Source organism: Pseudomonas sp. IT-P2, assembly GCF_949767575.1.
GTDB classification, from domain to species: Bacteria; Pseudomonadota; Gammaproteobacteria; order Pseudomonadales; family Pseudomonadaceae; genus Aquipseudomonas; species Aquipseudomonas pharyngis.
Genome location: NZ_CATKQA010000012.1, coordinates 36,686 through 63,278, shown reverse-complemented (window position 1 = coordinate 63,278; position 26,593 = coordinate 36,686). Strand labels below are relative to the sequence as shown.

Genomic DNA, 26,593 nt, shown 5'->3' with positions numbered 1-26,593 from the left:
TATTTTGATCAGGCCGCTTCCAAGCCATGGGTTACTTGATCGCGTTTTGCGGATTTTGTTTCCGGGTGTGATGATTTTGTTGCTCAACGGTTGCTCAAGCCTGAGCTATTACAGCCAGCTGGCCAGCGGTCAGCTGCAGCTTTTGCGGGCGCGGGAGCCGGTGGCCAAGGTGATCGCCGACCCGGCTCGCGACGCCAAACTGCGCACTCACCTGGCCCAGTCCCAGAAAGCCCGGGCTTTTGCCAGCGAACACCTGCATCTGCCGGACAACCAAAGCTATCGCCTCTATGCCGACATCGGTCGGCCGTTTGTCGTGTGGAATGTGTTCGCCACCCCGGAGTTTTCCCTGAGCCCGCAGAACCATTGCTTCCCGATTGCCGGTTGCGTGGCCTATCGCGGCTATTACAGCCAGAGCGCGGCGCGGGGCGAAGCCGCGATTCAGCGCCTGCAAGGCATGGACGTGTCGATCGGCGGCGTCGAGGCTTACTCGACCCTGGGCTGGTTCAATGACCCGATCCTCAATTCGATGATGGGCTGGGGCGACGAGCGTCTGGCAACGCTGATCTTCCATGAACTGGCTCACCAGCGTTTCTATGTGAAGGACGACACCGAGTTCAACGAGTCCTTCGCGACCTTCGTCGAGCAGGAAGGTACGCGGCAGTGGCGAGCGTTTCGGGGCTTGCCCCCGGAAAATGACTCGAAGCTCAAGCAACGGGACCAATTCATTCAGTTGATCCTCGATACCCGCTCACGTCTTGAAAAGCTTTATGCACAACCATTGGCGGCAGCGCAGATGCGCGAGCGCAAGGCGGCGGAGTTCGAACGGTTTCGACACGACTACCGAACAATGCGCGATAGCCAGTGGGCCGGCGACAAACGCTATGACGCCTGGGTCAATGCGCCGTTGAACAACGCGCGGCTGTTGCCGTTCGGGCTGTATGACCAGTGGGTGCCGGCGTTTGCGGCGTTGTTCAGGCAGGTCGGTGGGGATTGGCTGAGGTTTTATGCGCAGGTGGAGAGGTTGGGTGAGTTGCCAGTGACTGAGCGCAAAGCGGCGCTGAAAGCGTTGGTAGATTCGAAAGTCTGAGTGGCTGAAAGGTCCTGTTCGCGAGCAAGCCCGCTCACACATTAAGTCTGTGTTCAACACAAAACCAATGTGAGAGCGGGCTTGCTCGCGAAGGCTATCTGATCAGCGCTGCAAAAATGCCTGATGCAACTGATCCAAAGTCTCGAAGTGATAAGCCGGCGCCTCGGCATTCAACTCTTCAAAACTGCCAAACCCATAACCAACAGCCGCCGCATCCAGACCGTTGCTGCGAGCACCGATCAGGTCGTGCTTGCGGTCACCGATCATCAGCGTGCTGGCCGGGTCCAGCCCTTCCTCGGCCATCAGGTGGGCAATCAGCTCGACCTTGTTGGTACGAGTGCCGTCCAGTTCGCTGCCGTAGATCACCTTGAAGTGCCTGGCAAAATCAAAGTGCCGGGCGATTTCCCGGGCGAACACCCACGGCTTCGACGTCGCGATATACAGCTGCCGGCCTTGGCCGCTCAGAGTTTCCAGCAACGGCGTGACGCCTTCGAACACCCGATTCTCGTAGAGGCCGGTGACCTTGAAGCGCTCGCGATAGAAATTCACCGCCTCCCACGCCTTCGCTTCATCAAAACCATAAAACTGCATGAACGCCTGCAACAGCGGCGGGCCGATGAAGTGTTCCAGCTTGGTCAGGTCCGGCTCATCGATGCCGAGTTTGCTCAAGGCGAACTGGATGGAACGGGTGATGCCCTCGCGCGGATCGGTGAGGGTGCCATCGAGGTCGAACAGTACGGTCTGGTAATGCATGAAAAATTCCGGGAAATAGAGAGAAAAGTCAGAGCTGGTCGTAGCCTTCAGCCAGATGCAGGTCCTTGAGCTTCACGTAGTTCGCCGCGCTGTAGGTGAAAAAGGCGTTTTCCTTGTCGGTCAGCGGGCGAACCTGTTTCACCGGACTGCCCACGTACAGAAATCCGCTTTCCAGGCGCTTGCCCGGCGGCACCAGGCTGCCGGCGCCGATGATCACGTCGTCCTCGACCACCGCGCCGTCCATGACGATGCTGCCCATGCCGATCAATACGCGGCTGCCGACGGTGCAGCCGTGCAGCATGACCTTGTGGGCGATGGTCACGTCATCGCCGATCAGCAGCGGGAAGCCGTCCGGGTTGAACGGGCCGGCGTGGGTGATGTGCAACACGCAGCCATCCTGCACGCTGGTGCGCGCGCCGATGCGGATGCGGTGCATGTCGCCGCGGATCACCGTCAGCGGCCACACGGAGCTGTCTTCGCCGATTTCGACGTCGCCGATCACCACCGCCGAGCCGTCGACAAAAGCGCCTGGGCTCAAGCGTGGGGTGTGATTCTGGTACTTGCGAAGGGACACGATTAGTTCTCTCTCTGTCGCCGATAGCTGCGGTGGGTGTCGATTGTAATTAAGATGGGCGCATGTTTCTTCCAGCCAAGGTGCCAACCGTGAGCGTGAACAACCCTCTTCTGCAGTCCTACGACCTGCCGCCGTTCTCCGCGATCCGTGCCGAACACGTGCAGCCTGCCATCGAAACCATCCTGGCCGACAACCGCGCCGCCATCGCCGAAATCCTCAAGACCCAGGGCCAGAACCCGACCTGGGCAGGGCTGGTGCTGGCGATGGACGAACTCAATGATCGCCTGGGCGCCGCGTGGAGTCCGGTCAGCCACCTCAATGCCGTGTGCAACAGCGCCGAACTGCGTGAAGCCTACGAGTCGTGCCTGCCGGCATTGAGCGCCTACTCCACCGAGATGGGCCAGAACCGCGAGCTGTTCCAGGCCTATGAGGCCCTGGCCAACAGCCCGGAAGCCGCCGGCTTCGACGTGGCGCAGAAAACCATTCTGGAACATGCCCTGCGCGATTTCCGCCTGTCGGGTATCGACCTGCCGGAAGCCGAACAGAAACGCTACGCCGAAGTGCAGAGCAAGCTGTCCGAGCTGGGCAGCCGCTTTTCCAATCAGTTGCTCGACGCCACCCAGGCCTGGACCAAGCACCTGACCGATGAAGCCGCCCTCGCCGGCCTGACCGATTCGGCCAAGGCGCAAATGGCTGCTGCCGCCCAGGCCAAAGGCCTCGACGGCTGGCTGATCACCCTGGAATTCCCGAGCTACTACGCGGTGATGACCTACGCCCAGGACCGTGCGCTGCGCGAAGAAGTCTACGCCGCCTACTGCACCCGTGCGTCGGATCAAGGCCCGAACGCCGGCCAGAACGACAACGGCCCGGTCATGGATGAAATCCTCGACCTGCGTCAGGAACTGGCGAAGCTGCTCGGTTTCTCCAGCTTCTCCGAACTGAGCCTGGCCACCAAAATGGCCGAATCCAGCGATCAGGTCCTGAGCTTCCTGCGCGATCTGGCCAAGCGCAGCAAACCGTTTGCCGCCCAGGATCTGCAACAGCTCAAGGCTTACGCCGCCGAGCAGGGCTGCGCCGATCTGCAAAGCTGGGACAGCGGTTTCTACGGTGAAAAACTCCGTGAACAACGTTACAGCGTCGCCCAGGAAACCCTGCGCGCCTACTTCCCGATCGACAAAGTGCTGGGCGGTCTATTCGCCATCGTTCAACGTCTGTACGGCATCGAAATCGCCGAACTGAAAGGCTTCGACACCTGGCACCCGGATGTACGCCTGTTCGAGATCAAGGAAAACGGCCAACACGTCGGCCGCTTCTTCTTCGACCTTTACGCCCGCGCCAACAAACGCGGCGGTGCCTGGATGGACGGCGCCCGCGACCGTCGCCGCACGGTCGGCGGCGTGCTGCAAAGCCCGGTAGCCAATCTGGTGTGCAACTTCACCCCGGCCGACAGCGGCAAGCCTGCACTGCTGACCCACGATGAAGTGACGACCCTGTTCCACGAATTCGGCCACGGCCTGCATCACCTGCTGACCCGAGTCGAGCATGCCGGCGTGTCCGGCATCAACGGCGTGGCGTGGGACGCGGTCGAGCTGCCAAGCCAGTTCATGGAGAACTGGTGCTGGGAGCCGGAAGGTCTCGCGCTGATCTCCGGCCACTACGAAACCGGCGAGCCGCTGCCGCAGGATCTGCTGGAAAAAATGCTCGCGGCGAAGAACTTCCAGTCCGGCCTGATGATGGTGCGCCAACTGGAGTTCTCGCTGTTCGACTTCGAACTGCACGCCACCCACGGTGACGGCCGCAGCGTCGCGCAGGTTCTGGAAGGCGTGCGCGACGAAGTCTCGGTGATGCGTCCGCCGGCCTACAACCGCTTCCCGAACAGCTTCGCCCACATCTTCGCCGGCGGTTACGCGGCGGGTTACTACAGCTACAAGTGGGCGGAAGTGCTGTCGGCGGATGCCTTCTCCAAGTTCGAAGAAGACGGCGTACTCAATGCCGACACCGGTCGCGCCTTCCGCGAAGCGATCCTGGCTCGCGGTGGTTCGCAGGCGCCGATGGTGCTGTTCGTCGACTTCCGTGGCCGTGAGCCGTCGATTGACGCACTCTTGCGCCACAGCGGCCTGAGTGAGGACGCGGCAGCATGAGTGAGGCACCCGTGAAGACCAAAAAACGCTTTATCGCCGGGGCGGTCTGCCCGGCGTGCAGCGAGCCGGACAAACTGATGATGTGGAGCGAGGACGATGTCCCGCACCGTGAATGCGTGGCGTGCGGTTACAGCGACACGCTCAATGCCCAGGGGCTGTCGGTGCCGAAAGAGCTGGGCACGCGGGTCAACACCAGCGCGCTCAAGCCTGCACCGGACAAAACGGTTCAGGCGGTGCAGTTCTTCCCGAATCCGAAGCTGAAGAAAAAGCCTGACGAGCAGCACTGATCCTCAACCACCTTCCCCGATTCGGCGGTGGAAGGTGGTATTGGCTTAACACCTGTCCCCCGCACTTGCTTCGTAGGCTGGCCCCTTTGCGCCACGCCTCGAAGGAAGCTGCCATGCCCGACACCAATCCCCTCCTGCAACATTGGACGCTGCCACCCTGGCCAGCGATTCGCGCCGAGCATCTCGTGACGGCAGTCAACCGCATCATTGCCGACAATCGACACATCATCGCCCAAGTGATCGCCAGTCAGTCCGAACATCCCGGCTGGGACGATCTGGTGCTGAGCATCGACGAAGCCGATGCCCGCCTCGGTGAAGTCCGCTCGATTCTCGAAACGTTGTCGATGGTCAGGTCCGACGATCCCACCTGGCTCGTGGAAAGCGCCAAGGCGCATCTGGCGATCAATCAGTATCGCTCTGAAAAATCCCGCAATCGCCCGTTGTACGAGGCATACCAGCGTTTGGCACAGAGTTCGATCGCGGCCAGTTTTGATGAGTCGCGCAACATCGCACTGTTGCGGATTCTGCGCCGGTTCAAGCAGTCGGGCATTGAGCTTCCCACTCAACAGCAACAGGAGCTGGCGCGGTTGAACCTCGAGATCGGCGGGTTGGAGCACGTATTTCTGGACAACCTCGAGCGCTGGACCGAGGCGTGGAGCAAGCGTGTCGACGACATTGCGCTGCTCGCAGGCTTGTCGCCGGCGATGAAGGATCGTCTGGCGCGCGCCGCACGCGAGGCCGGGCATGACGGCTGGCTGATCCGGCTGGAGCAGAACACCTGCCAGCACATTCTCAAGTACGCCGAGAACCGCGCCTTGCGTGAGGAATGCTACGTAGCCTACATGACCCGCGCCTCCGATCAGGGCCCACTGGCCGGTCGCTTCGATAACGGCCCGGTGCTGACCAAGCTGCTTGCCTTGCGCCAGCAGAAAGCCCGTTTGCTCGGCCACGAAAACGCCGCGCAACTGAGTCTGGCCAAACACAGCGCCGGGACGACGGCGTGGGTCAGTGGTTTTCTCCAGTGTCAGGCGGCGCAGCTGGCACCTGCCCTCGCGCAGGATGCAGAACAACTGGCGGCCTTTGCGCAGCAATGCGGGATCGACCGGGTCCAGCCGTGGGATGAAGACTTCCTCGCAGAACAATGGCGCCAGCAGCAGTTTCCCGGCGCACTGGAAAACCTGCGTGATTACTTCCCACTTGAGGGCACCCTGCGCAGGCTCTTTCTGTTCTGTGAACGGATGTTCGGGATCCGCATCGTCGAGCAGTCCGGCGGCGGGCATTGGCATGACGATGTGCGCCTGCTGGAAATCAGCGAGCATGAACAGCTTATCGGCTACATCTACCTCGACCCGTTTCACCGCGACAAGGCGGTGGACTTTCCCGGCACCACCACACTGCGCAATCGCCGGATCAACGCCGAAGGTCGCCCGGCGCTGCCGATTGCGCTGCTCTACAGCAATTTCACACCGGCCACCGACACCCATCCGTGCCGGCTCGAAATCGACGATCTGCGGGTGCTGTTTCATGAATTTGGCCATTGCCTCCAGCACGTGCTGACTCGCTCGCCCCATCACAGCCTGTCCGGCATCCTGCAACTGGGGCATGAAGCGGCGGAGTTTTCCGGGCAATTGTTCGAGCAGTGGTGTCAGTCGCGGGAGTTTTTGCTGTGGCTGGGTGCGCATTTTCAGACCGGCGAACGCTTGAGCGACGCACGGGTCGAAGCGGTACTGTCAGCTGCTCAGTCCCATTCCAGCCGGCAACAGGCCTTGTTGCTGATGGGGGCGATGATCGATTTCGAGCTGCACCTGACCCACGGCGACGGGCGCTCGGTCGAGGAGGTCTGCACCGATGTGCAGCGCAGTTTGGGTCATCTGCAACTGCCGGACGATCATCGCTTCGCCAATGGATTCGATTACATGGTGACCCAGTACGACGCCTCGGTTTACGCGTACGTCTGGTCGGGCGTGCTGGCTCAGGAAGCGTTCAAGCGCTTCAGCCGGGACTGGGTGTTCAACGCGCAAACCGGCCGTGAGTTTCGTGCAACGTTCTTTGCGCCGGGTGCGGGGCGTCCGTTGCTGGGCGCGGTGGAAGCGTTCGTCGGCCGGCCGGTTGCCGGCCTCGTTGACGGGGAGGCCGGGCTCATTACTTCAAATTGACCGTCTGAAACCAGCTCTTCATCGAACACGTGGCAAACGCGCTGGTGCTGCAATCGCCATTGGCCAGCGCGGTGCGTAATTTGTCGACATCGGCCTGCATCACGTAACGCACGCTGTCCCGGAAGTGCCCACTCTCACCAAAGCCGCCTTGAGTCATTTCGTTCAGCGCGTCTTCCTTGCTCCAGCCCTGCACGACGATCCGGTACATCGCCGCCATCAGGCCGGTGCGATCGGAGCCGTGCTTGCAGTGCATCAGCACCGGGCCGTCGGCTTCGGCGGACTGAATGGCACGCAGGGTCTTGAGCACATCGCTGTCGTCCACGTGATTGGTGCGATAGGGCAATTGCACCTGATGGATACCGGGGGCTTTCAGCCAGTTGGAATCCGCTTCCGGCAAAAAGTTGATGACCGTGGCCACTTTCAGGTTGTTCAGCAACGGTACCGCGCCGTCGTCGGGGAGCGCGCTGCGATACAGCGTGGGCGACATCTGGAACAGGTTGTATTGCACCTCTACCGGTTGCGCCCACTCGACGGGACGGGAAGCCGGGTTTTGCGCGGCCTGAGCTGGACTCCAGCTGAACAGGGCCAGCAGCGATAAACAGAATGCGAAGGAAAAACGCGTCAGGAACATGCTTTACGGCGACCGTGTGGGTTTCGTCAGTGAAGACCGCAGCTTGCTAGCCACGTAGTCAAATCCCCGTGAGGCGCTTGTAAAAGAATCGTGAATAGGCCGGTTCCCTTGGTCGAAAAGCGGTCTTTTTTCGGCTGAATCGGTTCATCCGGTTGCTTAGCCTGCTACCATTTGTCACATCATGTTGCAGACGCGTCCCCCTTCTACCGTTCATTCCGGCCACGTCGCAGCCAGAAAATTCTTGAGCCGTTCGCAGAAACGGCTGACAACCATCAATGCCTGATGAGGTGCATCCCCATGTCTGATGAAGATCGAGACAACCCGCGGCGTGAGTTTTTGCGCAAATCCCTGACCCTGATTCCGGTCGTCACCCTCGCTGGCAGCGGTCTCGGCAGCACGGTGCTGCAAGCCGCGCCTGAAAGCGCGCCTGCCACGTCCCAGGCGAAAACGGCCGCCGTTGAAGCGAGCACCTATCAGCCGAGCTACTTCACCGCAGAAGAGTGGGCATTCATCAATGCCGCCGTCGCGCAGTTGATCCCCAACGATGCGCAGGGTCCAGGTGCACTCGAAGCTGGCGTGCCGGAATACATCGACCGTCAGATGAACACCCCCTACGCCGCCGGTGCCCTTTGGTACATGCAGGGCCCGTTCAATGCCGACGCCGCGCCGGAGATGGGCTGGCAGAGCAAACTGGTCCCGAAAGAGATCTATCGCCTCGGCATCGCCGCCACGGATCAGTGGGCAAAATCCATCAACGGTAAAACATTTGCCGAGCAAGACAGCGCTACCCGAGACGATCTGCTCAAGCAGCTTGAAGCTGGAAAACCGCAATTCGACGCGGTTCCGGCGAAGATTTTCTTCAGTCTGCTGCTGCAAAACACCAAGGAAGGGTTCTTCTGCGACCCGATCCACGGCGGCAATAAAGGCATGGTCGGCTGGACCATGATCGGCTTCCCCGGCGCCCGCGCCGATTTCATGGATTGGGTGGAACGCAACGAGCAGTACCCCTTCCCGGCAGTTTCGATTCGCGGCGAGAGGGCGTGAGCATGGCAACGGTAATGAAGAAGGTCGACGCAGTGATCGTCGGTTTCGGCTGGACAGGCGCGATCATGGCCAAGGAGCTGACCGAGGCCGGACTGAACGTGCTGGCGCTGGAGCGCGGGCCGATGCAGGACACTTACCCGGACGGCAACTATCCTCAGGTGATCGACGAACTCACCTACAGCGTGCGGAAAAAACTCTTCCAGGACGTTTCCAAGGAAACCGTCACCATCCGCCACAGCGTCAACGACATCGCCCTGCCGAACCGCCAGTTGGGCGCGTTCCTGCCGGGCAATGGCGTGGGCGGCGCCGGGCTGCACTGGTCGGGCGTGCACTTTCGGGTCGACCCGATCGAGTTGCGCATGCGCAGCCACTACGAAGAGCGCTACGGCAAAAGCTTCATCCCCAAGGACATGACCATCCAGGACTTCGGCGTCAGCTATGAAGAGCTGGAGCCGTTCTTCGATTTCGCCGAAAAAGTCTTCGGCACCTCCGGCCAGGCCTGGACCGTGAAAGGCCAACTGGTCGGCCAGGGCAAGGGCGGCAACCCGTACGCACCGGATCGCTCGAACCCGTTCCCGCTGGAAGCGCAGAAGAACACGGTTTCCGCACAGCTGTTCGGTAAAGCGGCTACGGAGGTGGGTTACAAACCCTACAACCTGCCTTCGGCAAATACGTCGGGGCCGTACACCAACCCTTACGGCGCGCAGATGGGCCCGTGCAACTTCTGCGGTTTCTGCAGTGGTTACGTCTGCTACATGTATTCCAAGGCGTCGCCGAACGTGAACATTCTGCCGGCGCTGAAGCCGCTGCCGAATTTCGAACTGCGGCCCAACGCCCACGTGCTGCGGGTCAACCTCGATAGTACGAAAACCAAAGCCACCGGCGTCACCTACGTCGACGGCCAGGGCCGCGAGATCGAGCAACCGGCGGATCTGGTAATCCTCGGCGCGTTCCAGTTGCACAACGTGCGCCTGATGCTGCTCTCCGGCATCGGCAAACCCTACGACCCGGTCAGCGGTGAAGGCGTGGTCGGGCGCAACTTCGCCTACCAGAACATGGCCACCATCAAGGCGTTCTTCGACAAGGACACCCACACCAACAACTTTATCGGTGCCGGCGGCAACGGTGTGGCGGTGGATGATTTCAATGCCGACAACTTCGATCACGGGCCGCATGGCTTCGTCGGTGGCTCGCCGATGTGGGTCAACCAGGCCGGCAGCCGACCGATCGCCGGCACCTCCAACCCGCCGGGCACCCCGGCCTGGGGCAGTGCGTGGAAACGCGCGACCGCCGATTACTACACCCACCAGGTGTCGATGGACGCCCACGGCGCACATCAGTCCTACCGTGGCAACTACCTCGATCTGGATCCGGTGTACCGCGATGCCTACGGCATGCCGCTGCTGCGGATGACGTTCGACTGGCAGGAAAACGACATCAAGATGAACCGCTTCATGGTCGAGAAAATGGGCAAGATCGCCGAGGCCATGGGCCCGAAAGCCATCGCCGTGATCGGCAAGAAAGTCGGCGACCACTTCAACACTGCGTCGTACCAGACCACCCACCTCAACGGTGGCGCGATCATGGGCACCGATCCGAAGACCAGCGCGCTGAACCGTTACCTGCAGAGCTGGGACGTGCACAACGTATTCGTTCCGGGTGCCTCGGCCTTCCCGCAAGGCCTGGGCTACAACCCCACCGGCCTGGTTGCCGCGCTGACCTACTGGTCGGCGAAAGCGATCCGCGAGCAATACCTGAAAAACCCCGGCCCGCTGGTTCAGGCTTAAGGAGCGATGACCATGAAGACTCTCGTTATCGCGACCCTCGCGCTGCTCGGCAGCACTGCCGTTCATGGCGCCGAAGTTGATCAATCCTTGATCAAACAAGGCGAATACCTCGCCCGTGCCGGCGACTGCGTGGCCTGCCACACGGCCAAGGATGGCAAGCCGTTCGCCGGTGGCCTGCCGATGGAAACTCCGATTGGCACGATCTACTCGACCAACATCACCCCGGATAAAACCGGCGTCGGTGACTACAGCTTCGAGGATTTCGACCAGGCCGTGCGGCATGGCGTGGCCAAAAACGGCAGTACCTTGTACCCGGCGATGCCGTACCCGTCCTACGCCCGTGTCAGCGAACCCGACATGCAGGCGCTTTACGCCTACTTCATGCACGGCGTGGAACCGGTGGCGCAAGAGAACAAGGCCAGCGATATCCCGTGGCCATTGAGCATGCGCTGGCCGCTGATGGGCTGGCGCTGGCTGTTCGCGCCGAAGGTCGAGGATTACAAAGCCGCGTCGGACGACGCCGTCGTCAGCCGTGGGGCGTATCTGGTGGAAGGCCTCGGACATTGCGGCGCGTGCCATACGCCACGGGCCCTGACCATGCAGGAAAAATCCCTGAGCGCGGCCGAAGGCAGCAGTTTTCTGTCAGGCAGTGCGCCGCTGGAAGGCTGGATCGCCAAAAGTTTGCGCGGCGACCACAAGGACGGTCTCGGCAGTTGGAGCGAAGAGCAACTGGTGCAGTTTCTCAAGACCGGTCGCAGCGACCGCAGCGCGGTGTTCGGCGGCATGAGCGACGTGGTCACCCACAGCATGCAGTACATGACCGACGCCGACCTGACCGCGATTGCCCGTTACCTGAAAACGCTGCCGGCCAATGACCCTGCCGACCAGCCGCACCAGTACGACGAAAAAGCCGCCAAGGCCTTGTGGAATGGTGACGACAGTCAGCGTGGCGCGTCGGTGTACATCGACAACTGCGCCGCCTGCCACCGCACCGACGGCCATGGCTACACCCGGGTGTTCCCAGCGTTGGCAGGTAATCCGGTGTTGCAATCGGACGACCCGACTTCGCTGATCCACATCGTGCTCAAGGGCGGCACGCTGCCTGCGACGCACACGGCGCCGTCGACGTTCACCATGCCTGGCTTCGCCTGGCGTCTGTCGGATCAGGAAGTGGCGGATGTCGTGAGTTTTATTCGTGGAAGTTGGGGTAACAAAGCATCCCCTGTCACCGCGAAAGAGATTGCCAAGTTACGCACCGACGATATGACTACAACATCAGCCGGTGATCTGGGACAAGTAACCAGCCACAACTAAGCGCAATAACCCCTGCATGATTAATCATGCGGGGGGTTATTTATTTAATGGCTGTTACGGATTGGTAATACTGGCATAGGCTTTGGCCAGGGCAACCAGTTTGGCTCGATCCTGCTCACCGATTTCACCGTCACGATCCACATCGTGCTCCAGACGGCCGATGCTGAAGGTATGGCCGCCATCCCGGGAGGTCGCGGTGACAAAAATCGGATCAACCAGCATTTCGGTCTGTACGCCGGCCTCGGCATCCCAGCCCAGTTCCTTACGCGCCAGTTGCATGGAAACCAGTGTATTGGGTTCCGATGGGCCGGGTTGCATCAGTTGCAGAAAAATACCGCGCGAATTAAAAAACGACATCATCAAATCCTTTTGTCTTTTATATAGTCAAGTGGTGTGAAGCGGAGTGGATACTACGAACTTGAACAGTGAACGAACAGCCAACTTATGTTTCTTCAATTTGCACAACTACAACTTTAGCTCTAAACAAACTTACAACTAACTGCGCGATTTATTGATGGACGGCTGAACGGTAGTGGATCCTCCGCCACCTTGCGGATACTGTATGCATGTACAGACCAAGGACACCCGTGATGACCAGCCCCTTGCCCCCGCGCGGTCGCGGCACCGCGACCAACCCGCACAACCGCTTCGCGCCGAGTCGTTCGGTGGCCGAAGATGATGGCTGGTATCAGGAAGTGCCACTGACTCAGGGCACCGAAGTCAGCTTCGAAACCGCGAAGACCATCATCACCCGCAACACCTCGCCGGACCTGCCCTTCGACCGTTCGATCAATCCCTATCGCGGCTGCGAGCATGGCTGCATTTATTGCTATGCACGGCCCAGCCACGCCTATTGGGACATGTCGCCGGGGCTGGATTTCGAAACCAAACTGATCGCCAAAACCAACGCCGCCCAGGTGCTGGAAGAACAGCTGGGGAAAAAAGGCTATCAATGTGCGCCGATCAACCTCGGCTCCAACACCGATCCCTATCAGCCGATCGAACGCGAACACCGGATCACCCGCCAGACCCTCGAAGTGCTGCTGCGCTACCGGCATCCGGTGACCATCGTTACCAAGGGCTCGCTGATCCTGCGCGACCTCGACCTGCTCACCGAACTGGCACAACAGCGGCTGGTGGCGGTGATGATCAGCCTGACCACCCTGGACGACGAACTCAAACGCATTCTCGAACCCCGCGCCGCTGCGCCCAAGGCCCGGTTGCGGGCGATCCGGGTGATGCGCGAGGCGGGGATTCCTGTGGGCGTGCTGTGTTCGCCGATGATTCCGATGATCAACGACAGCGAAATCGAAAGCCTGCTGACCGAGGCCCACGCGGCCGGCGCCCAGAGCGCGGCCTATATGATGCTGCGCCTACCGCTGGAGGTGGCGCCGCTGTTCGAGGAATGGCTCGAGGCGCACTACCCGCAGCGTGCGGCGCATGTACTGAGCCTGATCCGCCAGAGCCGTGGCGGCGAGCTGTACGACAGTCGTTTCGGGGCCCGGATGCGCGGCGAGGGGCCGTTTGCCGACCTGCTCGCCCAGCGCTTCGCCAAAGCGATCAAGCGCTTGGGACTCAATCACCGCGAAGGCTTCAACCTCGATTGCACGGCCTTCTGTCCGCCGGGTCGCCAGATGGCGCTGATTTAGCGACAATTGGCCCTTGATTGAGAGGAAGGAATGCTTGGCCGGTTTACGCCGGTCACGTTTTTTGTGACCTGGAACACACGTTCTAGAGCGCTTGATTCAGTTTGAGTTAAGTTTCGGCAGTTACCTTGTTCATCGAGTGACTGACGGGTCGGGATGACCCGGATGTTCTAAACAGCCACTGGCTTCACACCGGAATACACGGGAACGACTCCCCGAATCCGCCAATGAGGATGAATCATGAGTGACAAGGATAAACAGCCGTTGGCTGCGTCGGCGCAAGCCGCCCCTGTGGCGGAATCCGCCGATGCAGCGTTGAAGCGTATCGTTGACGGCTTTTTGCATTTTCATCATGAGGTCTTTCCGCAGCAGGAAGAACTCTTCAAGAAACTCGCCACGGCCCAGTCGCCACGGGCCATGTTCATCACCTGCGCCGACTCGCGCATCGTTCCTGAACTGATCACCCAGAGTTCGCCCGGCGATCTGTTCGTGACCCGTAACGTCGGCAACGTCGTACCACCCTACGGCCAGATGAACGGCGGCGTTTCCACCGCCATCGAATATGCGGTTCTGGCACTTGGCGTGCAGCACATCATCATTTGCGGCCACTCCGACTGCGGCGCCATGCGTGCGGTACTCAATCCGGACAGCCTGGAAAAGATGCCGACGGTCAAAGCCTGGCTGCGCCACGCCGAAGTCGCGAAAACCATGGTGCATGACAACTGCAACTGCGCCGACGAAAAAGAAAGCATGCCGATCCTCACCGAGGAAAACGTCATCGCCCAACTGCAGCACTTGCGTACCCATCCTTCGGTAGCCTCACGCATGGCGAACGGTCATCTGTTCATCCATGGCTGGGTCTACAACATCGAAACCAGCGAAATCAAAGCTTACGACGCGGATCAGGGATGCTTCCTGCCGCTCGACGGCAGCCATCCGATTCCGGTGGCGACGCCCAAAGCGCGCTTCTAAATCCTCCTAAAAATCCGTGTGGTTTGACGCCGGCCGCTGTTTCAGCGGCCAGGCCTTGCCACGCCTGAAGAAAACTTCGGGAGTATCGCCATGCGTGCGGCTCAATTGAAAGCTGTGTTGCCACGGGAGCTGCTAGCTTCGGTGGTTGTGTTTCTGGTCGCGTTGCCGCTGTGCATGGGCATTGCCATTGCGTCAGGGCTGCCGCCGGCCAAAGGCCTGATCACCGGGATCATCGGCGGTCTGGTGGTGGGCTGGCTGGCGGGGTCGCCGTTGCAGGTCAGCGGGCCGGCGGCGGGTCTGGCGGTGCTGGTGTTCGAGCTGGTGCGCCAGCACGGCATCGAAATGCTCGGGCCGATCCTGCTGCTCGCCGGTTTCCTGCAACTGGTAGCGGGACGCCTGAAGCTCGGTTGCTGGTTCCGGGTCACGGCGCCAGCGGTGGTGTACGGCATGCTTGCCGGTATCGGTGTGCTGATCGTGCTGTCACAGGTGCATGTGATGCTTGACGCTTCACCGAAACCCTCCGGTCTCGACAACCTCACGGCTTTCCCCGGCGCGGTGGCGCAGGCCTTGCCGTCCTTTGGCTGGCAGGCCGGGCTGCTCGGGCTGTCGACCATCGCGGTGATGTGGCTGTGGGAAAAATTCCGCCCGCATTCGCTGCGTTTCATTCCGGGCGCGCTGCTCGGAGTCGGACTGGCGACAGGCGCCAGCCTGCTGCTGGCGCTGCAAGTGAAGCGGGTTGAAGTGCCGGCGAATCTGGCCGAAGCCATCGACTGGCTGACACCGGCGGATCTGCTCAGCCTGGCCGACCCGACGCTGCTGATCGCCGCGTTCGCCGTCGCCTTCATCGCCAGCGCCGAAACCCTGCTGTCCGCCGCCGCGGTGGATCGCATGCACAGCGGCCCGCGTTCGGATTTCGACCGTGAGCTGTCGGCGCAAGGCGTCGGCAACATGCTCTGTGGTCTGGTCGGCGCGCTGCCGATGACCGGGGTGATCGTACGCAGTTCGGCCAACGTCCAGGCCGGCGCCACCACACGCTACTCGACGATTTTCCATGGCCTGTGGCTGCTGGCGTTCGTGCTGTTGCTGTCGAGCGTGTTGCAGAGCATTCCGGTGGCGAGTCTGGCGGGCGTTCTGGTCTACACCGGTTTCAAACTGGTGGATCTCAAGGCGTTTCGTGGTCTGGGGCGTTATGGCCGGATGCCGATGTTCACCTACGCCGCCACGGCGCTGGCGATCATCTTCACCGACCTGTTGACGGGCGTATTGATCGGTTTCGGCCTGACGTTGTTGAAACTGGCGTTCAAGGCTTCACGCCTGAAAATCAGCCTCATCGATCTGCCGCAGGAAGGGGAAATGGAGTTGCGTCTGGTGGGCGCCGCGACGTTCCTCAAGGTGCCGGCGCTGACTCAGGTACTGGGCAGCATTCCGCCGGGCACAACGGTGCACGTGCCGCTCAATAACCTGAGCTACATCGACCATTCGTGTCTGGAACTGCTCGAAGAGTGGGGCCGGGCGAATGCGGCCAAGGGGGCGAAACTGTTGATCGAGTCTCGCGGGTTGAAGCGACGGCTCGAGGGGCGGATCCGCACCACCACCGGGATCGGAGCGGCGGGCTGAAAACACTTGGGGGAACAGAGCAATCTGTTCCCCCAATCGTTTGCGCCGAGATCAAGCCGCAGGCTGATCCAGCTCCAGGCCCACGCCCAGACGGCGGCTCATGCACGGCCAGCGTTTCCATGCCGCACCGGTGTCCGGGCTGCTGAGTTTCTCGCGGTAGGCTTCCACCGACTCCAGCGCAAAGCTGTCGTCGTCGAGCATGCTGTCCACCGCGTGGTGCACCACTTCGTCGAGTTGGTTGGCAAATTCCTCACCGATCAACTGGTGAGCAATCAGATTGGCGACCGTCATGTCCAAGGGGATCAGTGGCTGGCCGAAATGCTTGATGTACAGGTCGTTGACCTCTTCGACAAAACGGTGCGCCAGATAGGCTTCGTCCAGCAGACTGTCCAGGCCCACGGGTGGCTGGAGGAAGTACTGCTCGGCGATTTTCAGCACCGGTTTGATCTGCGATTCGATTCCCGCTTCCCTGGCGACTTCATTGGCTGCATCCAGCAGGTCTGGCACTTCATCGATGTAGGCGGCGACAAAACGCGTCAGCACGCCATTGGCGTCGGTTTCCGGCAACTGGATCGCCGGGTGCAGGTGTTGCATTTGAGCTTCGAGCTGACGGGTCAGCTTTCCGGTTTCAATCTCGTGTTGTCGGGCTATGTGTATTTGCTCGCGCAATGCGGCGGTGTTCATGAAAACTCCAGGAAACAAGGCAATGAAATAGGGAAGACATAACTTAGCTGGCTTACGAAAAATGCTAAGACGCATTTGTCATAATTATTTCATCCTTGATGCACCGGCGTTATATCGGTTTGCCACCACTCGTCTGCATCCTTCTCCATTCGTGCCCTGGAACGCAAGCGTCAGCTGTTTCATTCGATTTACGTCCTCACATTGCATTTCTCGGTGGCTGTCTATACTCGCCATTGAATGGAGTTAGCTGATGACGCCCGACTGCCCACGCAGCAAGGCCCGGCGATTCAAGTTCGTAGTCTGATGCAGCCGCTCCCTTGCCTCTGGTGAAAGCCGGCGGGATAACAAGAACGATAAGGGGAACCCGCAATGATGCGACATCCACACGTCTGGATGGGCCTCCTGTTGTGGTCGATTTTCAGCCCGGTGCACGCTGCCTGGACTGTGAATATGGCGCCTGGAGCGACTGAAATCAGTCACGCAGTATTCGACCTGCACATGACCATTTTCTGGATCTGTGTGGTGATCGGGATCATCGTCTTCGGCGCCATGTTCTGGTCGATGATGGTGCACCGCCGTTCTACCGGGCAGGTCGCCGCAAAATTCCACGAAAGCACCACCGTCGAAATTCTCTGGACCGTCGTCCCGCTGCTGATTCTGGTGGCGATGGCCGTTCCGGCGACCGCGACCCTGATCAAGATGTACGACACCAGTGAGCCGGATATCGATATCCAGATCACCGGTTATCAGTGGAAGTGGCACTACAAATACCTGGGCCAGGACGTCGAGTTCTTCAGCAACCTGGCCACGCCCGCCGAGCAGATCCACAACAAGGAAGCCAAGGGCGAGCACTACCTGCTCGAGGTCGACAAGCCGCTGGTGCTGCCGACCGGCGCCAAGGTGCGCTTCCTCGTGACCTCCGCCGACGTGATCCACTCCTGGTGGGTGCCGGCCTTCGCGGTCAAGCGCGATGCGATCCCCGGGTTCGTCAACGAAGCCTGGACCCGCATCGACAAGCCCGGCCTCTACCGTGGCCAGTGCGCCGAACTGTGCGGCAAGGACCACGGCTTCATGCCGATCGTGGTCGACGTCAAGGAGAAGGCCGACTACGAAAAATGGCTCGCCGAGCGCAAGGCCGAAGCGTTGCAGCTCAAGGAGCTGACCAGCAAGGAATGGACCCTCGACGAACTCAAGGAACGTGGCGACAAGATCTACCACACCACCTGCGTCGCCTGTCACCAGGCCGAAGGCCAGGGCCTGCCGCCGATGTTCCCGGCCCTCAAGGGCTCGAAAATCGCCACCGGCCCGAAAGACGCGCACCTGAGCATTGTCTTCCACGGCAAGCCCGGCACCGCCATGGCGGCGTTCGGCAAGCAGCTGTCGGAAGTCGATATCGCAGCGGTCGTGACCTACGAACGTAACGCCTGGGGCAACAACAAGGGCGACATGGTCACGCCAAAAGAAGTGCTGGAGCTGAAACAGGCGGAAAGCAAATGAGCCGGTCTATTGCGTACTTCGTGAACCGGTCGGGGTCCTGCGCCCCGGCCTGCCCAGTCCACTCACTTGAAGGAGACCGGCCATGAGCGCTGTCATCGATGACCACGGTCATGCCGACCACGACCACGCCCACGGCCCTGCCAAAGGCCTGATGCGCTGGGTGCTGACCACCAACCACAAGGACATCGGCACGCTGTACCTGTGGTTTGCGTTCTGCATGTTCCTGCTCGGCGGCTCGTTCGCCATGGTGATCCGCGCCGAGCTGTTCCAGCCCGGCCTGCAGATCGTCCAGCCGGAATTCTTCAACCAGATGACCACCATGCATGGTCTGGTGATGGTATTCGGGGCGGTGATGCCAGCGTTCGTCGGCCTCGCCAACTGGATGATCCCGTTGATGGTCGGCGCGCCGGACATGGCCCTGCCGCGGATGAACAACTTCAGCTTCTGGCTGCTGCCGGCGGCGTTCCTGCTGCTGGTCTCGACTCTTTTCACCCCCGGTGGCGGGCCGAACTTCGGCTGGACGTTCTACGCGCCGCTGTCCACCACCTATGCCCCGGAAAGCGTGACGTTCTTCATCTTCGCCATTCACTTGATGGGGATCAGCTCGATCATGGGCGCGATCAACGTGATCGCCACCATCCTCAACCTGCGCGCCCCCGGCATGACCCTGATGAAAATGCCGCTGTTCGTCTGGACCTGGCTGATCACCGCGTTCCTGCTGATCGCGGTGATGCCGGTGCTGGCCGGGTGCGTGACGATGATGCTGATGGACATCCACTTCGGCACCAGTTTCTTCAGTGCCGCCGGTGGCGGTGACCCGGTGCTGTTCCAGCATGTGTTCTGGTTCTTCGGCCACCCCGAGGTGTACATCATGATCCTGCCGGCCTTCGGTGCCGTCAGCCAGATCATCCCGACCTTCTCGCGCAAGCCGCTGTTCGGCTACACCTCGATGGTCTACGCCACGGCAAGCATCGCGTTCCTGTCGTTCATCGTCTGGGCGCACCACATGTTCGTGGTGGGCATCCCGCTGGTGGGCGAGTTGTTCTTCATGTACGCGACGATGCTGATCGCGGTGCCGACCGGGGTGAAGGTGTTCAACTGGGCCAGCACCATGTGGCAAGGCTCGATGACCTTCGAGACGCCGATGCTGTTTGCCGTGGCGTTCGTGATCCTGTTTTCCATCGGCGGTTTCTCCGGGCTGATGCTGGCCATCGCCCCGGCCGACTTCCAGTACCAGGACACCTACTTCGTGGTCGCGCACTTCCACTACGTGCTGGTGCCGGGGGCGATCTTCGGGATTTTCGCGTCGGCCTATTACTGGCTGCCGAAATGGACCGGCCACATGTACGACGAAACTCTGGGCAAGCTGCACTTCTGGCTGTCCTTCGTCGGCATGAACCTGACGTTCTTCCCGATGCACTTCGTGGGCCTGGCGGGCATGCCCCGACGGATTCCGGACTACAACCTGCAGTTCGCCGACTTCAACATGGTCTCGTCGATCGGCGCGTTCATGTTTGGCGCCACGCAGATCTTCTTCCTGTTCATCGTGATCAAGACCATCCGTGGCGGCGAGCCGGCTCCGGCCAAACCGTGGGATGGCGCCGAAGGTCTGGAATGGAGCGTGCCGTCACCGGCGCCGTATCACACCTTCACCACGCCGCCGGAAGTGAAATGAACCCCGTAGCCGTTGAGGACCGCCACCATGGCTGACTCGATTTCGATGAAGAAGCTGGTCACCCGACTGCTCGGCGTGGTGGTGGCGATGTTCGTCTTCGGCTTTGCCCTGGTGCCGATCTACGACGTGATGTGCAAGGCGTTCGGCATCAACGGCAAGACCGCCGGGCAGTACGAGGGCGAGCAGACCGTCGATGCTTCGCGGCAGGTGCGGGTGCAGTTTCTGTCGACCAACACCGCCGACATGCCATGGGATTTCTATCCCAAGCATGACGAGCTGACGGCCAACCCCGGCGCGGTGAACGAGATGATCTTCATCGCCCGCAACCCCACCGACAAACCGATGAGCGCTCAAGCCGTGCCCAGCATCGCGCCGAGCAATGCGGCGGCGTATTTCCACAAGACCGAATGCTTTTGTTTTACCCAGCAGGTGCTGCAGCCCGGTCAGCAGATCGAGATGCCGGTGCGTTTCATCGTTGACCGCGACATGCCCAAGGACGTGAAGCACCTGACGCTGTCCTACACGCTGTTCGATATCACCGCCCGACATCCTCCGGTGGCTGCAAACACTGGCGGTTAAGCGTGCCCGATAAGGAGAACAATAAATGGCAACTCATGAGCACTATTACGTCCCGGCCCAGAGCAAGTGGCCGATCGTGGCCACGGTGGGGATGTTCGTCACCGTGTACGGCCTGGCGACCTGGTTCAACGATCTGAAGGCAGCGCGTCCGGAATCCCACGGCCCGCTGATCTTTTTCGTCGGCGGTCTGTTGCTGGCGTACATGCTGTTCGGCTGGTTCGGCACGGTGATCAAGGAAAGCCGCGCGGGGTTGTACAGCCCGCAACTGGACCGCTCGTTCCGCTGGGGCATGAGCTGGTTCATCTTCTCCGAGGTGATGTTCTTCATCGCCTTCTTCGGCGCGCTGTTCTACGTGCGGCACATTTCCGGCCCGGCGCTGGGCGGCGAAGGCACCAAAGGCATCGCCCACATGCTCTGGCCGAACTTCCAGTTCACCTGGCCGCTGCTGCACACGCCGGATCCGAAACTGTTCCCGCCGCCCAAGGAAGTCATCAGCCCCTGGGGCCTGCCGCTGATCAACACCATCCTGCTGGTGAGCTCCAGCGTGACCATCACCATTGCCCACCACGCGCTGAAGAAAGGCCATCGCGGCGCGCTGAAACTGTGGCTGGCGATCACCGTGCTGCTGGGCTGCGCGTTCCTCGGCTTCCAGGCCGAAGAATACATCCACGCCTACCACGAACTGGGGCTGACCCTCGGCTCGGGCATCTACGGCGCGACGTTCTTCATGCTCACCGGTTTCCACGGCGCCCACGTGACCATCGGCACGATCATTTTGTTCGTGATGCTGATGCGCATCATGAAGGGCCATTTCGACAACGAACATCAGTTCGGCTTTGAAGCGGCGAGCTGGTATTGGCACTTCGTCGATGTGGTGTGGATCGGCTTGTTCATCTTCGTTTATGTGCTTTAACAGCAGCTGCAAGCCGCGAGCTGCGAGCTTCAAGTCAAAACGGTAAGGCTTGTAGCTTGTAGCTTGGCGCTTGCAGCTACCACGGCACGTGGGACACCAGTTGGCCGCTGTAGAAACCCCAGGCGATCAGGCCGACGGTGACAGCAGCCAACGCCACCCGAACACTCAAGGCGATCACCAGCCGATTCGAGCTGCTGTCGTCCTTGACCAGGAAAAACAGGCCGCTGAACAGGCTGACCACCGTGGCAATCAGCATCAGGACGATGGCTGCTTTGAGCATGGGAAGAACTCCGGGGGAACAAGCGATGCACTTGAGTATAGCGATCGCGTTCACTGATTTTCTGGCGCGACCATGAAGCGCTTCCGGCCGGGCGTGGTGCCGACCCTGGTGGTCGGCCTGCTGCTGCCGTTACTGATTTCGCTGGGCTTCTGGCAACTGGGCCGGGGCGCGGAGAAAACCGCCCTGCTCGCCAGCTACGCCGAACGCCGCGCCGCCGAACCGATGGCCAGCACCGAGTTGCTGCACAGCGCCGATCCGGCCTTTCGCCGGGTGCATCTGCACGGCCAGTTCGACGCCGCCCACAGCCTGTTGCTGGACAACCGCCAGCGCAACGGCAAGGTCGGCGTCGAATTGCTGCAACCGTTTCAGGATCAACGCAGCGGCCAGTGGCTGCTGGTCAATCGCGGTTGGCTGCCGTGGCCGGACCGGCGCACGGCCCCGCAATTCAATACGCCAGCCGATGCCGTGAATGTCGATGCCTGGGTGTATGTCGCCCCCGGTGCCACCTTCCAGCTGCATGCCGATCCGGTCAGCAGCACCTGGCCGCAGACCGTCACCGCCATCGAACCCGCGAAGCTGTGGAAAACCCTCGAACGCGACGGGTTCGCCTACGAATTACGCGCCGAACCCGGCCCCGCCAGCTATCAGGCCGACTGGCCGGTAGTCGCGATGGGCCCGGAAAAACACCTCGGTTACGCCGTGCAGTGGTTCGCCATGGCCACCGCCCTGCTCGGTCTCTACCTCTATCTCGGCTGGCACAACGCAAAGGAGAAACACCATGGGAGCGGCCATGAATCCACCCAGCATGTCTGAAACGAAAGTCCCGGCCAGTCGCCGTCGCGGACGCATCCAGTTGCTGCTGATCGTGCTCGGCGTGGTCGGTCCGATGATCCTCGCCACCGGCATGTACAAGTTGCAGTTCTGGGTGCCGGAAGGTCGCAGCTATCACGGCGAACTGATCGGCAACGGCCAGACCCGCACCGACCTCGGCATCCAGGCTGACGAAACGCGCTGGCAGATGCTCGTGACCGCGCCGAAAGACTGCGCGGTGGACTGCCAGCAACTGGTGTACCTGGCGCGGCAGATCCAGATCGGCCTGGGCCGCGAAGCCGGGCGCGCCAGCCACGCCCTGGCCGCTGCACAACCGTTGACTGCCGACTACGAAGCCAAGCTGACCCGCGAATACCCGCAGCTGCAACGCTACCCGCTGGACCCGGCGACCTTCAGCAAGGCCACGGGCGACAAGGCCACGCCGCAACTGTGGATCATCGATCCCCACGGCAACCTCGTGCTGCGCTACGACCCGAGCGTCAAGGGCAAGGATCTGCTCAACGACCTGCGCCACCTGCTGAAACTGTCGAACATCGGATAAGGGCATCGTCATGGCCAAACCTGGATTTCGCCTCGCGCTGTTTGCCACCCTGCTGGCACTGATCGTCGTGCTGCTCGGCGCCTACACCCGCCTGACCCACGCCGGCCTCGGCTGCCCGGACTGGCCGGGCTGCTACGGGTTCATCAGCGTGCCGAAAAGCGAAGCCCAGCTGGCCCATGCCGAACTGCATTACCCCGACTCGCCAGTGGAGGCGCACAAAGGCTGGAACGAGATGATCCACCGTTACTTCGCCGGCACCCTCGGCCTGCTGATCTCGGTATTGGCCGGTCGCGCGTGGGTCAATCGTCGTCATCCGGGGCAACCGCTGAAACTGCCGCTGTTTCTGCTGGCGGTGGTGTTCGCCCAAGCGGCGTTCGGCATGTGGACGGTGACGCTCAAGCTCTGGCCGCAAGTGGTAACCGGGCATCTGCTCGGCGGCTTCGCGACCCTGAGCCTGCTGTTTCTGCTGACGTTGCGACTGTCCGGCGTACTGCCGGCGCTGACCGTGCCCAAGCGTCTGCAATATTGGGCGACTGCCGGATTGTTGTTGGTGATCGGCCAGATTGCTCTCGGCGGCTGGGTCAGTTCCAACTACGCGGCGGTGGCCTGCATCGACTTCCCGACCTGCCACGGCCAATGGCTGCCGCCGGCGGATTTCGCCAACGGCTTTCACCTGACTCAACACATCGGCCCCAACTACCTCGGCGGGCAACTCGACAGCGATGCACGCACGGCGATTCACCTGACCCACCGCATCGGCGCGTTGCTGGTGACGCTCGTCCTGCTCGGTCTGGCCTGGCAACTGAAAGTGGTCGGCATGACGCGACTGGCCGGGCTGGTGCTGATCGCCCTCGCCGCGCAGATCACCCTCGGCATCAGCAACGTGCTGTTCCATCTGCCGCTGCCGGTGGCCGTGGCGCATAACGCTGGCGGCGCAGCGCTGCTGCTGACCATGGTGCTGGTCAACTATCACGCGCGAACCAGCCTGGTTCGGGTCAGGCAGCCGATGATCGCGCGCTGGCGCCTGAGCCCGCGCAAACACTCGGCGGCGCCCATCACGATTAAAGGAGAGACGCCATGGCGATTCTGATCGGCGAACGTCCGGCGCAGGCGCTGTGGCGTGATTACCTGGAGCTGACCAAACCGAAAGTCGTGGTGCTGATGCTCATCACCTCGCTGGTGGGCATGTTCCTCGCGACCCGCGCCGGGGTGCCGTGGACGGTGCTGGTGTTCGGCAACCTGGGGATCGCGCTGTGTGCCGGTGGCGCGGCGGCGGTCAATCATGTGGTGGACCGACGCATCGATGCGGTCATGGCCCGCACCCACAAACGGCCGCTGGCGGAGGGCCGGGTTTCGCCCACAGGAGCACTGACCTTTGCGCTGGTGCTGGCGTTGCTCGGCCAGGCACTGCTGCTGACCTTCACCAATCCGCTGACTGCCTGGCTGACCCTGGCCTCGCTGCTCGGCTACGCGGTGATCTACACCGGTTTTCTCAAGCGTGCGACGCCGCAGAACATCGTCATCGGCGGCCTCGCCGGCGCCGCTCCGCCGCTGCTCGGTTGGACCGCCGCGACCGGCCACGTCAGTGCCGAACCGCTGCTGCTGGTGCTGATCATCTTCGCCTGGACCCCGCCGCACTTCTGGGCGCTGGCCATCCACCGCAAAGAGGAATACGCCAAGGCCGACATTCCGATGCTGCCGGTCACCCATGGCGAGCACTACACCAAGGTGCACATTCTGCTGTACACCTTCGCCCTGCTGGCGGTCAGCCTGTTGCCGTACGTGATCCACATGAGCGGCCTGCTGTACCTGATCTGCGCGCTCGGGCTGGGCGCCAGGTTTCTGCAATGGGCCGTGGTGCTGTACCGTGGCACTCGGCCGCACGCGGCGATCAACACCTTCAAGTACTCTATCTGGTACCTGTTTCTGCTGTTCATCGCCCTGCTCGTAGACCACTACTTACTGTTGAACCTATGACTCGAACCCAGAAAACCGTCTTCATCCTCGTCGCCGTGATCGCGCTGATCCTCGGCCTGACCGTCAACAAAGTGCTGAGCGGCAAGGGCCAGGGCGACCCGACCGCACTGATCGACGCCGGCATCATCCTGCTGCCGCAGAGCCGCAACCTGCCGGACGTGACGATGACCAATCAGGACGGCCAACCGGTCACGGTCAACGAGCTCAAGGGCAAGTGGAGCCTGCTGTTCTTCGGCTACACCTTCTGCCCGGACATCTGCCCAACCACCCTCGCCCAGCTGCGCCAGATCAAGAGCGAACTGCCGAAGGATGCCGTGGACAAGTTGCAGATCGTGCTGGTCAGCGTCGACCCGAACCGCGACAACCCTGCGCAGTTGAAACAGTACCTGGGCTACTTCGATCCACAGTTCATAGGCCTGACGCCAAAGTCCATCGACGAGCTGCAGAAGGTGGCGAACGCGGTGAGCATTCCGTTCATTCCGGCGGACACCAGCAAGCCGAATTACACGGTGGATCACAGCGGCAACCTGGCGGTGATCGGGCCGGACGGGACACAGCGCGGGTTTATTCGGGCGCCGCTGAATAATGCCAAGCTGGTGGCGCAGTTGCCGGTGATGTTGAGCCGCAAGTAAAAACTGAACGCACTAAAAAGGGGACGCCACTGGCGTCCCCTTTTCGTTTTGATCGTTCCCACGCTCTGCGTGGGAATGCAGCAAGGGACGCTCTGCGTCCCAGCGGACGCGGAGCGCCCGGGGATGCATGCCCACGCAGAGCATGGGCACGATCAAATCAGAACGCCGGCAGCACCGCGCCTTTGTACTTCTCGGTGATGAATTTCTTCACTTCCGGGCTGTGCAGGGCGGCGGCCAGTTTCTTCATCGCGTCGCTGTCCTTGTTGTCCGCGCGGGACACCAGGATGTTCACGTAAGGCGAGTCGCTGCCTTCGATGACCAGCGCGTCCTTGGATGGATCGAGTTTGGCTTCCAGCGCGTAGTTGGTGTTGATCAGCGCCAGGTCGACCTGGGTCAGCACGCGCGGGATGGTCGCGGCTTCCAGTTCACGGATCTTCAGGTCTTTCGGGTTCTGGGCGATGTCCTTGACGGTCGACAGGATGTTGCTCGGATCATTCAGGGTGATCACGCCGGCCTTGGCCAGCAGCAACAGCGCACGGCCGCCGTTGGTGGCGTCGTTCGGGATCACCACGTTGGCGCCGCTTGGCAGCTCTTCGATTTTCTTGAACTTGCTGGAGTAGGCGCCCAGCGGTTCCAGGTGCACGCCGGTCACGGACACCAGGCTGGTGCCCTTGGCCTTGTTGAACTCATCGAGGTACGGCTGGTGCTGGAAGAAGTTGGCGTCCAGACGCTTCTCGGCCACTTGTACGTTCGGCTGTACGTAGTCGGTGAAGACCTTGACCTTCAGATCCACGCCTTCTTTGGCCAGTGCCGGCTTCACGAATTCGAGGATTTCCGCGTGCGGTACCGGAGTGGCAGCAACGGTCAGGGTTTCGTCGGCGTGGGCCGAGAACGCTGCAAAGGCAGCCAGGGCAACAATCAGTTTTTTCATTCAGCTAACTCCTTTTTACGGCGCCCGTCTGGCGCCTGCCAGCG

At 61.3% G+C, this 26,593-nt stretch carries 26 protein-coding genes; 19 read left to right on the top strand and 7 right to left on the bottom strand.

Features of this window, described 5'->3' with window-relative positions; all coding sequences use genetic code 11:
• Window positions 1-4 precede the first annotated feature (4 nt).
• Window positions 5-1,087 carry an aminopeptidase gene (locus ACM6JM_RS11915; protein WP_134334198.1) on the top strand — a complete coding sequence of 361 codons (1,083 nt, stop codon included), beginning with the start codon at window positions 5-7 and terminating at the stop codon, window positions 1,085-1,087.
• A gap of 102 nt (window positions 1,088-1,189) precedes the next feature.
• On the opposite strand, the gene ACM6JM_RS11910 is transcribed toward ACM6JM_RS11915, so the two are convergent.
• Together ACM6JM_RS11910 and ACM6JM_RS11905 are read right to left on the bottom strand one after the other, a co-directional pair.
• Window positions 1,190-1,840, bottom strand: coding sequence for an HAD family hydrolase (locus tag ACM6JM_RS11910; RefSeq protein WP_085667272.1), 651 nt, complete (start codon window positions 1,838-1,840; stop codon window positions 1,190-1,192).
• Between the two features lie 28 nt (window positions 1,841-1,868).
• Complete coding sequence (locus ACM6JM_RS11905) at window positions 1,869-2,414, bottom strand: gamma carbonic anhydrase family protein (protein WP_074689744.1); 546 nt, start codon at window positions 2,412-2,414, stop codon at window positions 1,869-1,871.
• Window positions 2,415-2,503: 89 nt separating this feature from the next.
• Between ACM6JM_RS11905 and prlC the strand changes: the two genes are divergently transcribed.
• From prlC to ACM6JM_RS11890, 3 genes are all read left to right on the top strand, one after another.
• Window positions 2,504-4,555 (top strand): oligopeptidase A, encoded by a 2,052-nt coding sequence (gene prlC, locus ACM6JM_RS11900; RefSeq protein ID WP_414881929.1) that lies wholly within the window; start codon window positions 2,504-2,506, stop codon window positions 4,553-4,555.
• Window positions 4,552-4,842, top strand: coding sequence for a YheV family putative zinc ribbon protein (locus tag ACM6JM_RS11895; protein ID WP_007953955.1), 291 nt, complete (start codon window positions 4,552-4,554; stop codon window positions 4,840-4,842). The genes prlC and ACM6JM_RS11895 overlap by 4 nt, the downstream gene beginning before the upstream one ends.
• Before the next feature lie 113 nt (window positions 4,843-4,955).
• Window positions 4,956-6,998: a M3 family metallopeptidase gene (locus ACM6JM_RS11890; protein ID WP_414881928.1), complete on the top strand. Its 2,043-nt coding sequence runs from the start codon at window positions 4,956-4,958 to the stop codon at window positions 6,996-6,998.
• Here the strand turns inward: ACM6JM_RS11890 and ACM6JM_RS11885 are convergent.
• The gene (locus ACM6JM_RS11885; protein WP_103385837.1) at window positions 6,985-7,629 is read right to left on the bottom strand and encodes a dual specificity protein phosphatase family protein; all 645 of its coding nucleotides are present in this window, start codon (window positions 7,627-7,629) and stop codon (window positions 6,985-6,987) included. The genes ACM6JM_RS11890 and ACM6JM_RS11885 overlap by 14 nt on opposite strands.
• 297 nt (window positions 7,630-7,926) lie before the next feature.
• Between ACM6JM_RS11885 and ACM6JM_RS11880 the strand changes: the two genes are divergently transcribed.
• Genes ACM6JM_RS11880 through ACM6JM_RS11870 form a run of 3 tightly spaced genes read left to right on the top strand, consistent with a single transcriptional unit; the run spans window position 7,927 to window position 11,774 of the window.
• Window positions 7,927-8,673 (top strand): gluconate 2-dehydrogenase subunit 3 family protein, encoded by a 747-nt coding sequence (locus ACM6JM_RS11880; protein WP_103385836.1) that lies wholly within the window; start codon window positions 7,927-7,929, stop codon window positions 8,671-8,673.
• Between the two features lie 2 nt (window positions 8,674-8,675).
• Window positions 8,676-10,460, top strand: coding sequence for a GMC family oxidoreductase (locus ACM6JM_RS11875; protein WP_039764823.1), 1,785 nt, complete (start codon window positions 8,676-8,678; stop codon window positions 10,458-10,460).
• A gap of 12 nt (window positions 10,461-10,472) precedes the next feature.
• Window positions 10,473-11,774 (top strand): c-type cytochrome, encoded by a 1,302-nt coding sequence (locus ACM6JM_RS11870; RefSeq protein WP_414881927.1) that lies wholly within the window; start codon window positions 10,473-10,475, stop codon window positions 11,772-11,774.
• Window positions 11,775-11,828: 54 nt separating this feature from the next.
• Here ACM6JM_RS11870 and ACM6JM_RS11865 read toward each other — a convergent pair whose 3' ends face one another.
• On the bottom strand, window positions 11,829-12,131 hold the full coding sequence (locus tag ACM6JM_RS11865; protein WP_007953977.1) for a hypothetical protein: 303 nt from the start codon (window positions 12,129-12,131) through the stop codon (window positions 11,829-11,831).
• Between the two features lie 233 nt (window positions 12,132-12,364).
• Here ACM6JM_RS11865 and ACM6JM_RS11860 point away from each other — a divergent pair, with 233 nt between their 5' ends.
• The 3 genes from ACM6JM_RS11860 (at window position 12,365) to ACM6JM_RS11850 (ending at window position 16,009) form a co-directional block, all read left to right on the top strand.
• Window positions 12,365-13,423, top strand: coding sequence for a PA0069 family radical SAM protein (locus ACM6JM_RS11860; protein WP_074689748.1), 1,059 nt, complete (start codon window positions 12,365-12,367; stop codon window positions 13,421-13,423).
• 237 nt (window positions 13,424-13,660) lie between these two features.
• Window positions 13,661-14,392: a carbonic anhydrase gene (locus tag ACM6JM_RS11855; protein ID WP_064592510.1), complete on the top strand. Its 732-nt coding sequence runs from the start codon at window positions 13,661-13,663 to the stop codon at window positions 14,390-14,392.
• 90 nt (window positions 14,393-14,482) lie between these two features.
• Window positions 14,483-16,009 carry a SulP family inorganic anion transporter gene (locus tag ACM6JM_RS11850; RefSeq protein ID WP_103385833.1) on the top strand — a complete coding sequence of 509 codons (1,527 nt, stop codon included), beginning with the start codon at window positions 14,483-14,485 and terminating at the stop codon, window positions 16,007-16,009.
• 51 nt (window positions 16,010-16,060) lie between these two features.
• On the opposite strand, the gene ACM6JM_RS11845 is transcribed toward ACM6JM_RS11850, so the two are convergent.
• A complete protein-coding gene (locus ACM6JM_RS11845) occupies window positions 16,061-16,693 on the bottom strand; it encodes a hypothetical protein (protein WP_039764833.1) in 633 nt (210 codons plus the stop codon).
• Between the two features lie 369 nt (window positions 16,694-17,062).
• On the opposite strand from ACM6JM_RS11845, the gene coxB reads away from it, so the two are divergent.
• From coxB to ACM6JM_RS11825, 4 genes are all read left to right on the top strand, one after another.
• On the top strand, window positions 17,063-18,190 hold the full coding sequence (gene coxB / locus ACM6JM_RS11840) for a cytochrome c oxidase subunit II (protein WP_039764835.1): 1,128 nt from the start codon (window positions 17,063-17,065) through the stop codon (window positions 18,188-18,190).
• 82 nt (window positions 18,191-18,272) lie between these two features.
• Window positions 18,273-19,865 (top strand): cytochrome c oxidase subunit I, encoded by a 1,593-nt coding sequence (gene ctaD / locus ACM6JM_RS11835; protein WP_414881926.1) that lies wholly within the window; start codon window positions 18,273-18,275, stop codon window positions 19,863-19,865.
• 27 nt (window positions 19,866-19,892) lie between these two features.
• Window positions 19,893-20,444: a cytochrome c oxidase assembly protein gene (locus tag ACM6JM_RS11830; protein WP_011331799.1), complete on the top strand. Its 552-nt coding sequence runs from the start codon at window positions 19,893-19,895 to the stop codon at window positions 20,442-20,444.
• A gap of 25 nt (window positions 20,445-20,469) precedes the next feature.
• On the top strand, window positions 20,470-21,357 hold the full coding sequence (locus ACM6JM_RS11825; RefSeq protein ID WP_011331798.1) for a cytochrome c oxidase subunit 3: 888 nt from the start codon (window positions 20,470-20,472) through the stop codon (window positions 21,355-21,357).
• Window positions 21,358-21,433: 76 nt separating this feature from the next.
• Here the strand turns inward: ACM6JM_RS11825 and ACM6JM_RS11820 are convergent, their stop codons facing one another.
• Window positions 21,434-21,637, bottom strand: coding sequence for a twin transmembrane helix small protein (locus tag ACM6JM_RS11820; RefSeq protein ID WP_011331797.1), 204 nt, complete (start codon window positions 21,635-21,637; stop codon window positions 21,434-21,436).
• Window positions 21,638-21,709: 72 nt separating this feature from the next.
• Between ACM6JM_RS11820 and ACM6JM_RS11815 the strand changes: the two genes are divergently transcribed.
• The 5 genes from ACM6JM_RS11815 to ACM6JM_RS11795 are packed head-to-tail and all read left to right on the top strand — an operon-like array spanning window position 21,710 to window position 25,618.
• A complete protein-coding gene (locus ACM6JM_RS11815; RefSeq protein WP_085667441.1) occupies window positions 21,710-22,450 on the top strand; it encodes an SURF1 family protein in 741 nt (246 codons plus the stop codon).
• Window positions 22,416-23,009 (top strand): hypothetical protein, encoded by a 594-nt coding sequence (locus tag ACM6JM_RS11810; protein WP_414881924.1) that lies wholly within the window; start codon window positions 22,416-22,418, stop codon window positions 23,007-23,009. Before ACM6JM_RS11815 ends, ACM6JM_RS11810 begins: the two co-directional genes overlap by 35 nt.
• A 10-nt stretch (window positions 23,010-23,019) precedes the next feature.
• Window positions 23,020-24,099, top strand: coding sequence for a COX15/CtaA family protein (locus ACM6JM_RS11805; RefSeq protein ID WP_134021539.1), 1,080 nt, complete (start codon window positions 23,020-23,022; stop codon window positions 24,097-24,099).
• Window positions 24,087-24,986: a heme o synthase gene (cyoE, locus tag ACM6JM_RS11800; RefSeq protein ID WP_007953992.1), complete on the top strand. Its 900-nt coding sequence runs from the start codon at window positions 24,087-24,089 to the stop codon at window positions 24,984-24,986. Before ACM6JM_RS11805 ends, cyoE begins: the two co-directional genes overlap by 13 nt.
• Window positions 24,983-25,618: an SCO family protein gene (locus ACM6JM_RS11795; RefSeq protein WP_127796507.1), complete on the top strand. Its 636-nt coding sequence runs from the start codon at window positions 24,983-24,985 to the stop codon at window positions 25,616-25,618. The genes cyoE and ACM6JM_RS11795 overlap by 4 nt, the downstream gene beginning before the upstream one ends.
• A 157-nt stretch (window positions 25,619-25,775) precedes the next feature.
• Here ACM6JM_RS11795 and ACM6JM_RS11790 read toward each other — a convergent pair whose 3' ends face one another.
• The gene (locus ACM6JM_RS11790; RefSeq protein WP_103385831.1) at window positions 25,776-26,549 is read right to left on the bottom strand and encodes a MetQ/NlpA family ABC transporter substrate-binding protein; all 774 of its coding nucleotides are present in this window, start codon (window positions 26,547-26,549) and stop codon (window positions 25,776-25,778) included.
• Between the last annotated feature and the right edge of the window lie 44 nt (window positions 26,550-26,593).

Excerpts from the sequence above, each read along its gene's own strand:
- ACM6JM_RS11885 (WP_103385837.1), bottom strand. The coding sequence starts at position 7,629 with ATGTTCCTGACGCGTTTTTCCTTCGCATTCTGTTTATCGCTGCTGGCC.
- ACM6JM_RS11795 (WP_127796507.1), top strand. The coding sequence starts at position 24,983 with ATGACTCGAACCCAGAAAACCGTCTTCATCCTCGTCGCCGTGATCGCG.
- ACM6JM_RS11890 (WP_414881928.1), top strand. The coding sequence starts at position 4,956 with ATGCCCGACACCAATCCCCTCCTGCAACATTGGACGCTGCCACCCTGG.
- ACM6JM_RS11875 (WP_039764823.1), top strand. The coding sequence starts at position 8,676 with ATGGCAACGGTAATGAAGAAGGTCGACGCAGTGATCGTCGGTTTCGGC.
- ACM6JM_RS11880 (WP_103385836.1), top strand. The coding sequence starts at position 7,927 with ATGTCTGATGAAGATCGAGACAACCCGCGGCGTGAGTTTTTGCGCAAA.
- ACM6JM_RS11815 (WP_085667441.1), top strand. The coding sequence starts at position 21,710 with ATGAAGCGCTTCCGGCCGGGCGTGGTGCCGACCCTGGTGGTCGGCCTG.
- ACM6JM_RS11865 (WP_007953977.1), bottom strand. The coding sequence starts at position 12,131 with ATGTCGTTTTTTAATTCGCGCGGTATTTTTCTGCAACTGATGCAACCC.
- ACM6JM_RS11850 (WP_103385833.1), top strand. The coding sequence starts at position 14,483 with ATGCGTGCGGCTCAATTGAAAGCTGTGTTGCCACGGGAGCTGCTAGCT.
- ACM6JM_RS11820 (WP_011331797.1), bottom strand. The coding sequence starts at position 21,637 with ATGCTCAAAGCAGCCATCGTCCTGATGCTGATTGCCACGGTGGTCAGC.
- ACM6JM_RS11895 (WP_007953955.1), top strand. The coding sequence starts at position 4,552 with ATGAGTGAGGCACCCGTGAAGACCAAAAAACGCTTTATCGCCGGGGCG.
- coxB (WP_039764835.1), top strand. The coding sequence starts at position 17,063 with ATGATGCGACATCCACACGTCTGGATGGGCCTCCTGTTGTGGTCGATT.
- ACM6JM_RS11790 (WP_103385831.1), bottom strand. The coding sequence starts at position 26,549 with ATGAAAAAACTGATTGTTGCCCTGGCTGCCTTTGCAGCGTTCTCGGCC.
- ACM6JM_RS11805 (WP_134021539.1), top strand. The coding sequence starts at position 23,020 with ATGGCCAAACCTGGATTTCGCCTCGCGCTGTTTGCCACCCTGCTGGCA.
- ACM6JM_RS11870 (WP_414881927.1), top strand. The coding sequence starts at position 10,473 with ATGAAGACTCTCGTTATCGCGACCCTCGCGCTGCTCGGCAGCACTGCC.
- ACM6JM_RS11860 (WP_074689748.1), top strand. The coding sequence starts at position 12,365 with ATGACCAGCCCCTTGCCCCCGCGCGGTCGCGGCACCGCGACCAACCCG.
- ACM6JM_RS11855 (WP_064592510.1), top strand. The coding sequence starts at position 13,661 with ATGAGTGACAAGGATAAACAGCCGTTGGCTGCGTCGGCGCAAGCCGCC.
- ACM6JM_RS11810 (WP_414881924.1), top strand. The coding sequence starts at position 22,416 with ATGGGAGCGGCCATGAATCCACCCAGCATGTCTGAAACGAAAGTCCCG.
- ACM6JM_RS11830 (WP_011331799.1), top strand. The coding sequence starts at position 19,893 with ATGGCTGACTCGATTTCGATGAAGAAGCTGGTCACCCGACTGCTCGGC.
- ctaD (WP_414881926.1), top strand. The coding sequence starts at position 18,273 with ATGAGCGCTGTCATCGATGACCACGGTCATGCCGACCACGACCACGCC.
- ACM6JM_RS11910 (WP_085667272.1), bottom strand. The coding sequence starts at position 1,840 with ATGCATTACCAGACCGTACTGTTCGACCTCGATGGCACCCTCACCGAT.
- cyoE (WP_007953992.1), top strand. The coding sequence starts at position 24,087 with ATGGCGATTCTGATCGGCGAACGTCCGGCGCAGGCGCTGTGGCGTGAT.
- ACM6JM_RS11825 (WP_011331798.1), top strand. The coding sequence starts at position 20,470 with ATGGCAACTCATGAGCACTATTACGTCCCGGCCCAGAGCAAGTGGCCG.
- ACM6JM_RS11845 (WP_039764833.1), bottom strand. The coding sequence starts at position 16,693 with ATGAACACCGCCGCATTGCGCGAGCAAATACACATAGCCCGACAACAC.